General features: G+C 74.2%; 7 protein-coding genes. All 7 read right to left on the reverse strand.

Annotation, left to right across the window (positions count from 1 at the left end):
- Positions 1-77: 77 nt before the first annotated feature.
- The 7 genes from WMF14_RS40895 to WMF14_RS40925 all read right to left on the reverse strand — a co-directional run bounded on the left by WMF14_RS40895 (position 78) and on the right by WMF14_RS40925 (position 11254).
- The gene (locus WMF14_RS40895) at positions 78-926 is read right to left on the reverse strand and encodes a formylglycine-generating enzyme family protein (RefSeq protein ID WP_437795521.1); all 849 of its coding nucleotides are present in this window, start codon (positions 924-926) and stop codon (positions 78-80) included.
- A gap of 26 nt (positions 927-952) precedes the next feature.
- Positions 953-2041 (reverse strand): PEGA domain-containing protein, encoded by a 1089-nt coding sequence (locus WMF14_RS40900; RefSeq protein WP_437795524.1) that lies wholly within the window; start codon positions 2039-2041, stop codon positions 953-955.
- Between the two features lie 408 nt (positions 2042-2449).
- Positions 2450-2860 (reverse strand): type II toxin-antitoxin system VapC family toxin, encoded by a 411-nt coding sequence (locus tag WMF14_RS40905; protein ID WP_437795526.1) that lies wholly within the window; start codon positions 2858-2860, stop codon positions 2450-2452.
- Complete coding sequence (locus WMF14_RS40910) at positions 2844-3155, reverse strand: hypothetical protein (protein WP_437795528.1); 312 nt, start codon at positions 3153-3155, stop codon at positions 2844-2846. Before WMF14_RS40910 ends, WMF14_RS40905 begins: the two co-directional genes overlap by 17 nt.
- A gap of 101 nt (positions 3156-3256) precedes the next feature.
- Positions 3257-6004, reverse strand: coding sequence for a hypothetical protein (locus WMF14_RS40915; protein ID WP_437795531.1), 2748 nt, complete (start codon positions 6002-6004; stop codon positions 3257-3259).
- Positions 6001-9456, reverse strand: a complete 3456-nt coding sequence (locus WMF14_RS40920; RefSeq protein ID WP_437795534.1) for a poly-gamma-glutamate biosynthesis protein PgsC/CapC — start codon at positions 9454-9456, stop codon at positions 6001-6003. The genes WMF14_RS40915 and WMF14_RS40920 overlap by 4 nt, the downstream gene beginning before the upstream one ends.
- 70 nt (positions 9457-9526) lie before the next feature.
- Positions 9527-11254: a S53 family peptidase gene (locus WMF14_RS40925; RefSeq protein WP_437795536.1), complete on the reverse strand. Its 1728-nt coding sequence runs from the start codon at positions 11252-11254 to the stop codon at positions 9527-9529.
- Positions 11255-11262: the final 8 nt, after the last annotated feature.

The following is an 11262-nucleotide window of genomic DNA, read 5'->3' on the forward strand; positions in this document are numbered from 1 at the left end:
ACCGCGCTCTGCCGCTCTCGCGCGTGTGGGCACCGGCGGCAGGCCCGTGCGCTCGACCGCGTAGCGTCGTCGCACCTCTACTCACCGCGCGCGCAGCGGAACCCGTAGAAAGACAGCGTCCTCTCCGGCAGCTCGCCAATACGGTATGTCGGGCTGAGCGTCTCCTCGGTATGAGAGAACGCCCCTCCGCGGGAGCCCCTCCCGTAGCCTCCGTCGGTCAGCGCCGCGCAGTTGTTGCACGTCTCCGTCAGATCGGCATGGTAGTCGAGGACCCACTCGAACAGGCTCCCCGCCAGATCGGCTTGCCCCCATTTCCCGTCGCCCGCCGGGGATTTCGACCCGACAGACGGGATCGGGCACACAGTCGTCGTGGTATCGCAGCCGTACACCGCCAGCTCCTGGCTCGGGGCCTCGTCTCCCCACGGATAGGCGCGCTGCTCGTTCCCCCCGACCGCTGCGTAGTTCCACTCCGCCTCTGTGGGCAGCCGGCCCTCGTCCCAGGCGCAGAATGCGAACGCGAGATACCAGCTCGCGCAGTTGATCGGCGCTGCCTCGTTGCCGGCGGGCTCGTCGGTCCACGTCCGAAAATTGGCGTCGCATCCCAGCGAGGCCCGCAGCTCGTCCTGCCCCGCGGGCAAGCTCGCATCCCACGCCGGATCCCAGCCGCTGCCCGGGATGAGCGGATGGGCGCCCGCTCCCGCCTTCGGCCTGGTCGCCGGGTAGCCCGCGACGAACTGCCGGAACCGGCCCACCGTCACCTCGAAGCGATCGAGCTGGAAGTCGGCGACCGTGGCCGGATAACGCGCGTCGTTCAGGCGGTTGAACTGGCCGCCCACCACCACGCCCGCCGTGGGCTCCACGTCAGGGATGCACGCGCCCGCCGCGACCATCGGGATCGCCATCGCAGAGAGAGCTCTGAAGAACACCACGCGTCTTGCCTCGCCCGTTCGCATCAGAAGCTCCCGGAGATGCTGGCGCCAGCGCCGGACGGCGCGATCCACGGGAGCGCGACGGCCGCCGGCGCCTCTTCGCCGCCCGACCGGACGATCCCATAGGCGGCCACCCCCATCGCCACGAGCCCCGCGGCGCCCAGGCCGACGAAGAGGCCGAAATCGCGGTTCTTGCGCGCGTTGTCGGCCGCGAAATCATAGCCGGGATCGCAGTACGTCCCGCCGGCGACATCGCGGCAGCTCTCGCGCAATGCGCTGATCGCGGAGAGGTCGTCGATCAGGAACCCGACCGACGCGCCGGCAAGGGCGATCCCGGCGGCTCCGGAGATCCAGGCCCAGGTCGGGGCGCCCCCGCCTCGCGCCTCGCTCGCCTTGGTGGGCGGCTTCGCGGCGCTGGTCGCGGCCGTGGCCGCGGGTCGCAGCGTGAGCTCGACCGTCGTCGTCTCGCCCTCCGCGAGCGTGATCGAACGGGTCTCTACCTGGTGCCCGGGGGCACTCGCGCGGATCTCGTGCGGGCCGGGATCGACCGGCAGGGGCTCTCCGAGCGCGGCCGCCGGGAGCGCCGTACCGTCGCGCAGCACCTCCACGCCGGCGGGCGCGCCCTTGACCACGATCACGAGCTTCGGCACGCGCGGCTCGAGGGCCGCGATCCCCTTGTTCGCGACCTCCTCCAGGCTTCGCCGCCGCTGCTCCCCGGCCGTCTCGCGGTTCAGGACGAGGGCCCGGTGGTAATCGTGCCACGCCGTCGCGAGCTTGCCCTCGCGCTCGCGGCAACGCGCGATGTTGATCTGGGTGCTCGCCGAGGGGTTGAGCGCGAGGCTCGCCTCGAACTTCGGGCACCCCGCCGCGTCGTCCCCCTTGTCGACGAGCGCGCGCCCGGCCTTGAAGAGCGCCTCCGCGGCCACCGGGTCGCGCCCGGGCTCCTGCGCGTGCGCCGCCGCGCCGCCGAGCGCGACCGCGACAGCGGACGCGAGGCCGGCGATGGCGCACGCGCCTCGCGCGCGGCCAGCACCACGACGGGTGTCGGCGAGGCGAAGGAGGGGCACCGCAACAAGGCATTTCCCGAGCGGGCTCGTCGTCGTTTCCGCCATGTGTGCTCGTTCCGCTGCAGCGCGCCGCTGGGGCGCGCGGGGAGACCCTACAACAAAAAGGGCGACACGACCAACCCGTCAATGAGCGCGCGCATGGTTCGGCTTGACGAGGAGAGCCCCTTCCGCTGCCATCCGCACCGCTCGACGTAGCTCCCACGCAGCTGTGCGGCGTGCGGTGCGTGTACACCGGGACGCGACGGACCGCGGCAGCAGCGGCCATGGCGACAACGCAGGCGTGTGCGAAGAGGCACCGTGCCAGTTCGTCCTTGCCGGCGATAAACGCTTTCAGGTGGCCCATTTGGCTGCACACCGGCAGGGATTACGGGGCCGGAGGGCCTCCCGCGGCGTTGTCAGGCGAGCTCTCTCGATGACAATCCAGCGTATGCAGGGCGGCACGCGCTGCGGCGATCAGGATTGATCTGCGAAAATGCTGGTAATGGCCAAACCAGGCACGCGGAATAGCGGGCTGGTTCTGCGCTCGGTTGTGACCATCTCTTCCGCGCCCAGCGTGAGCGCTGCCGCGACGTGCAACGCATCCATCCCGGCCAGACCGTGCCGCGAGGCCAGAGCGAACGCCTGCTCCGAGAGCTCGACGGAGAGCGGCGCCCAGGCGCAGACCGCGGAGAAGAATGTCTCGTAGAATTCGACCTCTTCCTTACGGCGGAAATAGAGAGGCTTCGGCAGCACCTCCAGCTTCAATAGCGGACTGGAGACGAATTCCCTCCCTGCATCATCGAGGACCGAGAGGGCACGCTCCGCGTGCTCGCCAGCACCACGCGCCGCAACGATCAAGACGCCCGCATCAACGAAGGTGCGCATCGTCCTCATCGCCTTCCAGGTCCAGCGCCGCGGCGCCGCCCCGGCGCTCGGCCAGCTCCTGGCGCACGCCGACCTCATCGAGCAGCGGCTCGCCCGAGCGCTCGATCCGCGCTCGGATGGCGCGCAGCCTGCCACCGAGCGTACCGAGTGCCTCGCCTCCCGCGCTCACACCGGCTACGCGGCTACTCCCCTGCGCCTCTGCCGCCGCCTGAGCCACGATGCGCTCGGCCAGCCGAAGCCGGTCGGCAAGCGGCAGCCCGCGCACATGCTGTTCGTAGACGTCGTCGATGGTCATACCGGCCCCTCGCTCGCGTTGCCCTCGGCTCCTCGCTTCGGGCTACTCAAAGCCTACCAGACCAGGCGCATCCCGCGCGCGGACGCCCCCTACGCTCCTCCTCACGGATCGTCCTCCACCCACAGCCTCGGCCCGTCGTCCCGCCCCGGCGCCTTCTGCCCGACCAGCACCGCCCCCACCCAGACCGCCTTCGCCGGCTCCCCCGTATCGCCCGGCTGCGGCCCCAGCAGCGACAGCCTCACCACCCGCTTGCCCGGCGCCAGGTCGTCCCCCAGCCGGATCACCCCGCGCCCCACGCCATCCGTGCCGCGCTTCTCCGTCGCCGCCTCCCACAGCGTCGCGCGCGTCAGGTCGCCGCCGCGGCCCGCCAGCACGCCGTCCGGGATCGTCACGCGCCGGAAGAACGCCGCCTCCCGCGACGCCGGCTTCGCCCCCTCGAGACGGTACCGGATCCGGTAGTCCGCGTTCTCCCCGGGCGTCACCACGAACAGCACCAGGTGCAGCGTCTCGCCCGCCTCCTGCTTGAACTCGTACGTCATCGGCCGGGCGCGCGTCAGCTCGAACACGTCGCGCCGGCGCACGATCGCCCCGCCGTTCGCCGGCGGCGCGTCCGTGTACGCCACCCCCGCCTCGCCAAGCCCCTCGACCTCGATCCGGCGCGCGCCCGCCGGCGCCGCCACCCGCAGCGACCCGGACAGCGCCACGATCGGCTCCTTCAGCGCCACCTCGCCGTCCACGCGCACCGCCACCTCCTTGCCGAGCGACGCGCGCGCGGCCCGGTAGATCACCGACAGCCGCCCGGCCCGCGCCCCCGCCCCGTCCACGCGCACGTCCTTCGCCACGAGCAGCGGCGTCCACGCGTCGCCCGGCGACGGCTCCCCCGCCGACTGCCACGCCGGCATCAGCAGCCGCCGGCGCACCGGCGCGTGCTCCGGGACGAGCACCCGCTCCGGCCGATCCGCGTCCGACCTCGCGCCCTCCCCCGCCCGCTCGATCCGCACCTGCTCGCGCAGATCCGAGAAGCGCTCCTTCCGCTCCAGATCGTCGAGGTTGAGCGCGCGGACGTCCGTCCACGTGCTCACGTCGAACGGCGCGTAGCGCCACGTCTCGTCCTCGGCCAGCGTGACCCGGTACGGCAGCCTGTACAGCGTCTCGTTCACGCCCGGCTCGATCGCCCGCAGCCGCAGGCGCGTCCTCGCGTCGCCCGTGATCTCGATCCGCTCCACCCCCGCCGGCGGCCGGAGGATCGCGAGCCGCGGCTCGGACGCGTCGAACCCCTCGTTCCACCACTCGAACCGCGATCGCGGGAGCGTCACCTTGAGCTCGGCCCGCTCGGACGGCCCGGGGCCCCACCGCGCCACCACCGTCGCTTCGCCCTGGTTCGCGCCCCCGCTCGCGTCGATCTGCGTCCGGAACAGCAGCCCGAGGAGCTCTTGCCCGGGCGCCATGCGCGCGATCACCGGGTCGCTCGGATCCAGCGCCAGGTAACGCACGATCCGCACGTCCGGCGGCGTCTGCAGCCGCGTAGGAGCCGCTGCCGGCGCCGCCGCGGACGCGGACGGAGCGGGCGGCTCCTCGGTGGCCCCCGGCGGGAGCGCCCCCGGCGCAGCGCCGGGGCCCCCCTCGCCCGCGGGCAAGGGCATCGCCGGGTGGACGATCTCGCCGATCTGCTGCATCGCCTGCGCCTCCGACGCGCTGAACCGCACGCCGAAATCCGGGCCGACGCCGTCGATCACCACCGTCCGGATGTCCGCCCGCACGAGCCGCACCGTGGCCCGCCCGAGCGGGCCGAGCGCGACGCTCGTGGACCCGCTCGCGCCGTCGCCGACCCGCACCGTGCGGCCCGGCGGGCCCTCGATGTCGAGCGACAGCGGGCCGCGGAAGTTCAGCGCGGCCGCGCGGCGCTCGCCGATCACGAACTCGGACGCGCCGCGCCCCTCGGCGCGCGGGTACGGCATCCGGAACCGCCGCAGGAGCAGCCGCGACATCTCGTAGTCGATCCCCTCGCGGCCCCCCGCCTCGAGCCGCCGCGCCCAGCCCCGGAGCAGCGCCTTCCGCGCCGGCTCCGGCAGATCGGCGAAGCCGAGCGCCGACGCCCGGAGCCCGAGCTGCCGCCGCTCCTCCGCGTCGAGGCTCTGCTCGTAGACCGCGCGCGACGCCTCGCTGCGCTGGTAGCGCCCCTCCAGCCGCGACAGGATCGTCAGCTCGCTCGGCACGCGCGCGCCGTCGCTCCCCACCGCGGGCTTCGCCCGGAGCCGCACCTGCCCGCCCTGCGGGAGCACGTCGTGCGTGATGAGCAGCGTCGAGCGCGGATCGGTCACCGCGCCCCCGCCGCTCGCGAGCCGCGCCGCATACTCGCCCTCGCCGAGCGGCCGATCCGGATCGCAGCTGACCCGGCTCTCCAGATCGATCGCGTGCCGCGCGACCTCCTCCCCGCGCTCGTTCACGAACGCCGCGATGAACCCGTACGGGTAGCGCCGCGCCGAGTCGCAGGCGTCGGCCCGCACGCTCCCCCAGGTCGTCACCTCCACCGCGTCGATCTCGGCCGGGACCTTGATCACGAGGTCCCGCTCCGGCTCGATGTGGTAGGCGAGGATCTCGTCCTCGGCCGGCAGCGAGCTGCCCAGCGGCGGCGCGCTCGACAGCTGCGAGAGCGCGAACGCCGTCACCCCGAGCAGCGCCATCGCGATGAGCCACCGCGGGTTCAGCGCCTTGCGCGGCGCGCCGTCGCGGGCGCGGAACCCCGCCGTCGCCATGCGCGCCCGGGACGCCGGCCGCGCCGCGTTGGAGCGCGGCGGCGCAGGTGCCCCGTGGCCCGCCGGCTCGCGGCGCTTCACCGGGGCGGTCACGGGGTCGCCCTCTGCGGCGCCGCCCCGGGCCCGGCCGCCTCGACCCGGAGCGCGCTCGTGCCGACGGTGACCGCGCGCCGCAGCCGCGAACCGCCAGGCACGGCCGCGCCCGGCACCGCGACGAGCGCGCCGTCGATCGGCAGCAGCTGCGCCTCCCCCGGCCGCGCCGCGATCACCCACGGGCGCCCCGTGATCACGTCGCGCCCGATCTCCACATGGCATTGCGCCTCGCCCCGCGGCGCGGCCGGCGCGCTCCCGCGCAGCGCGGCCGCCGCCGCGGCGCGCGCCGCGGCCGCCACCCCTGCCCGAGGCGCCACCGCCACCGCTGCCCGCGACGCGTCCGCCCCTGCCCGCGGCGCGTCCGCCACGCCCGCCCGCGGCGCGTCCGCCGGCGCCGGAGCGCCCCCCGGTCCGGCCGTCTGCGTCGAGAAGTGCGCCCTCAGGTAGTACGGGTTCCGCTCGGTCGTGTAGCGCCGGAAGGGCTCTATCGCAGCGGAGAGATCGCACTCTGCGGTCACGCCCCGGGTCGGGCAGAGCTCGTCCCCGCTCGCGCCTGCGCCGGCGGTCCCCGCGCACGACGCGAGCGCCTGGGCGCGCGCGGCCACGTCGGCCGGCTCGGGCGTCACGCCGAGCCGCGCGAGCCGCGCCTCGAGGCGCGTCTCCCCCTGCCCCGGCTCCACGAAGCGCCGGAGCTCGAAGAAGCGCCGGATCGCGCTGCCCAGGTACACGATCGCGAACCGCCCCTCGGCGAACCGCTTCGCGTAGGCCATCGCCATGTCCGTCGCGCCGCTGAACGGCACCTGCTCGCGCGTGCCGTCGAAGATCCCCACGCGCAGCTCGAGATCGCGCAGCGTCTCCAGCAGCGGCCCCGCGAACGTCGGCACGTGCCCCGGCCGCACGACCTCGTACCCGAACGAGATCACCGCGTCCCGCTCGTAGGTCCGATCCGCCTCGATCGCCTGCACCGACAGCGCATTGCCGCCGTCTCCGACCCAGACCTCGTGCGCCCGCTGGAAGTAGCTGCGCAGCCCCTCGGCGCGCCGCACGTCGGCGGCCCCGCTCGGCTCCGCCGTGGGCACCGCCCCGGCGAGCAGCAGCGACTGCGCCGAGAGCGCGTCGGCGAGCGCGAGCCCCGCGCCGAACGCCCCGATCTGCCACCGCGGCGCGGGCACCTCGACGAGCATCGCGCCCGTCAGCGGCGACCTGACCGCCTCCGTCGAGGGCGCCGTGGGCAAGATGTCGCCGCTCGACGCAGCAGGCGGCAGCGTGGACTGATGCGTCAGCACGAGCCACGCCGGGTTCCCGCGCCGCTCCGGGCCCCCCTCGTCCGGCCCCGGCTCCGCGATGCCCCACGCCGCCGGCGCCTCGGCCGTGCCGCCGATGCGCACCTCGCGGAAGCCGAGGCGCCCGAGGATCGCCCGCTCCCACGCGGTCGGCGGCGCCGCGCCGGACGCGCCGCCGGGGCGCGTCGCCGCCGCGATCAACCGCGGCGCCACAACGGCGTCGAACAGCCTGAGCTCCTCGAGCGACGGCGGACGGAAGCGGCCCGGCTGGACCTCGGTCAAGGACACCATCCGCTTCGCGAGCTCGTCCTCCAGCGTCCCGGTCCAGCGCACGGCCTCCGGCGCGCCGAGCGAGCGCGCGCCGACCGCCTCGGCGACCTCGCGCGGCACGTGCAGGCGCGGCGCGTCGCCGAGGGGCGTCGACGGCTCCGCCGCCGGGCGGAACGTCATCGCCGTCTCGGCGCCGAGCCCCAGGCCGATCGACACAACGGGCAGCCCCGCCGGCGAGCCGACGACGCTGAGCTCCGGCCCATCGCCGCCGCCCGGCTCGACGATGAGCACCTGGGGGTCCTCCATGGCGTCGATCATCGCGGCCACGAACGCCTCGTCGTGGCGCCGGATCGCCCCGTGGCGCGACAGGAGCACGACCCCCGCGGCGTCGAGCAGCCCCGCGACCCGGAGCGCCACCGCCGGCAGCGCCGAGCCGAGCTCGGTGGGCGCCGCCAGCACCAGCCACTCGGGCGCGGACGTCGGGCTCCGGCCGACGCGCTTGCGGATCGCCGCCCGCGGCACGCCCGGCGCGTCGTCCGGATCGTCGAACCGCGGGCCCAGCACGTACCACGGCCGCTCGCCGTCGCCCTCCCGCGCCACCGACACCCGCGCGCGCTCCGCCGCGCCGAGCAGCTCGTCCGCCGGCCGCCCGTCGCGCAGCACGCTGCGCGCGAGCCGGTGGGCGATCCGCCGCGACTCGATGTCGGCGGCGATCGCGGCCGCCCTCGGGCGCGGGCCGGGCCGGGGCGCCGTGTCCGCCAGCACGAGCGACAGCGCGGCGCTCTCGATGCGCGGCACCGGCCTCGCCGCGGTCGCGGGCGGCGGCGGCGCCCCGCCCCAGCCGAGCGCCACGAGCGCGTAACCGACGCCGTTGCCGACGAGGAACGCGGTGAACGACACCTGGATCGTCGGCATGATCACGATGCCGACGTGCTCTTTGTTCCACATCTTCACGGCGAGCAGGCTCGGGAGCAGGTAACCGAAGCCGAAGTAGTCGACCATCTGCAGCCCCGGCGCGTACCGCACCATGGCGAAGCCGATCGCCATCTTCACGAGGAAGCCGAGCACGTAGACGAAGATCATCCGCCGCGGCCCCACGAGCAGCATCCGGGAGAACGGGCGGACCGAGGTGATCCAGCGCGAGAGGTAGAAGACGGCCAGCGCCTCGATCGTCGTCGTGAGCAGCTTCGTCGGCTCGTACCACGCCACGGCGAGCAGGCCGGGCACGAGGATGCCGTTGTAGTCCCACCCGTAACGGACGTTGTTGCGCGCGCCCATCAGCGCGCCGATGACGAGGATGATGTGGGCCTTCGGCAGCTCGAGGAACTCGAGCGACAGGCTCTCGTTGAGCACCTGGAAGCGCGAGACCGAGAGGTTCGTCGTCCGGAGCAGCACGCCGAGCACGAGCGCCGTCAGCGCCGTCACGACCGCGAGCCGCGGCGCCGCGCGCAGGAAGCCGCTGTTCCAGAAGGCGTTCGCGATGAGCGGCACCAGCACGAGCCCGATGCTGTAGAGCTCCCGCGAGTGCACGAAGTCGTAGCGCGCCGAGACCTCGGGCACGACGAAGCCCTCGACGAAGAGCCGCACGATCACCGCGCCGACGATGAACAGGTAGAACCGCTCGCGCCCGAACGCCGTGGACCACGCGCCGGTCCGGGTGATCCAGCGGCCGATCAGCGCGACGAACAGGTACGTCACGATCGACTCCGCGACGATGAACACCGCGGTGACCGGGGCCGCGAAGAACACCGTCGCGAGGTAGCCGGGCACGACGAGCCCCGCGTACGTCCAGCCGAGCGTCTCGGTGAAGAACGTCCCGAAGACGAGGCCGATCAGGACCGCGGTGTGGAGGCTCCGATCGAGCCCGTTCGGTGGAAAGAGCGGCAGGTTCTCGAGCATGCGGCGGGGCGGCGGCGGCGGGGCGGGTCGGCGCGCGCCGCCGCCCGGCGCGGTTGCCAGCGCGGGCGCGCTACGGCAGCGTGGTGGCCAGGCCGATCGCGCTCGGCGCGCCCCAGCCCGTCGGGTAGTCCCAGCCGGGCCCCGCGGCAAAGAACTCCGTCTCGCCGCGCACGACGTCGCGGAACGTCGCCTGCACCGCGGGGGTCGTGTAGAGGATCGAGTTGAGGAACCCGGCGCGCGGCAGGCCCTGCTCGGCGCGGTAGCTGTTCACCACGGCGATGAGCCCCGCGAAGCAGGGCGAGGCGAACGACGTCCCGCCGTACCGCCGCCACTCGCCGAGGTAGTAGACCCAGTACGGGGTCGGCGAGTTCCCGGCGTGCATGGCGACGTCCGCGACCGCCCGCTTGCCGCCGGACCCCTCGACGACCCCGACCTGCCAGGAGGGGATCGGGAACGAGAGCGTCGGGCCGGAGCCCGAGCCGAACCACGCGAGCTCGTCCTCGACCTCGCCGTCCGCGCCGAGCGAGAGCGACGTCCCGCCGACCCCGGTCACGTACGGGCTCGCCGAGGGCGTGTCGGTCTGCGCCGAGTCGCCGGTCGCCGCGACCACGGTGATCCCGAGCGCCGCGGCCATCTGCGCCGAGCGGTGGTACTGGAGTCGCACGGCCGGCGGCTCGGAGTCCTCGCGGTGGGCGAACGAGTCCGTGATGACCGAGACCTCGCCGCGGCCGACGGCCTCGTTGAACGTGTAGACCATCGACGTGTTGCGCGCGTCGGGGCCCTGGTACACCACGAGGTCCGCGCCCGGCGCGAGGCCGCCCGACCACGCCACGTCGAGCGTCGACTCCACGTAGCGCGTCGAGGCCGGCTCCATGGTCTGGACGACCTCCGGGTTCGCCCGCTCCACGCCGAGCGCCCGCCAGAACGACTGCAGGTCCTTGTACTTGAAGGCCGCGCCGATCGTGACCCCGAGCTTCACGCCCTCGCCGGTGAACCCGAGCTCGTAGAGGTCGTCGACGTCGTACGCGCCCGCGATCTGCGCGGGGGTCAGCCCCCTCTCGACGCCGGCCGGCGGATCCGGCGCGATCTCCCCGCCCTCGCCCGGGAGCGGCCTGGTGCTCGCCGCGAGATCCGCGGTGAGGATGCCGGTCGTGCGTTCCGACACCCACGTCGGCACGGTGAGCTGGCCGAGGGAGCCGTAGACGTCGAAGGGCGGATTCCCCGCCTGAGGGTTCTCGCGCTCGAAGACCCGGAGCTCCGTGTCGAAGGTCTCGTTGAACTGGCTCACCGTGCCGGTGAACTGGATCAGCAGCCGGTTCGTGGCCGTGAAGTTCACCTGCATCCCCTGCTCCTCGAGCCAGAGCTTCACGAGGTGCACGTCGAGCTCCCGCGGCGCGTACGCCGCGATCCACTCGTCCCGGGTGAGGTACTGGCGGAAGTGCGGGCCCGTCGGGTCGTAGATCTCCGCGATCCTCTGCTCGAGCAGCCCCGAGTTGCGGATGGGGAAGCCCATCAGCGCGCGGACCACCTCGTCGCCCCCGGCCACGCCCTTGTCTGTGTACACGCCCGGCAGCGGGCTCGGGATGCCGTCCGTGGCCTCGGTGGGCTCACGCTCCTCCTCGGTGAAGTCGGGCAGCTCGTCCGGCAGCTCCTCTCCACCGGCGCCGCCAGCCCCGCCGCCGCCGACCTCGGCCGCGCCACCGCCGCCGCTCCCGGCCGCGCCGCCGCCGCTCCCGGTCGCGCCGCCGGCGCCCCCGCCGCCCGCGCCCCCGCTGCCCGAAGAATCTGCGATCTGCACATCCGACT

Source organism: Sorangium sp. So ce693 (assembly GCF_051521375.1).
Classification (GTDB): Bacteria; Myxococcota_A; Polyangia; order Polyangiales; family Polyangiaceae; genus Sorangium; species Sorangium atrum.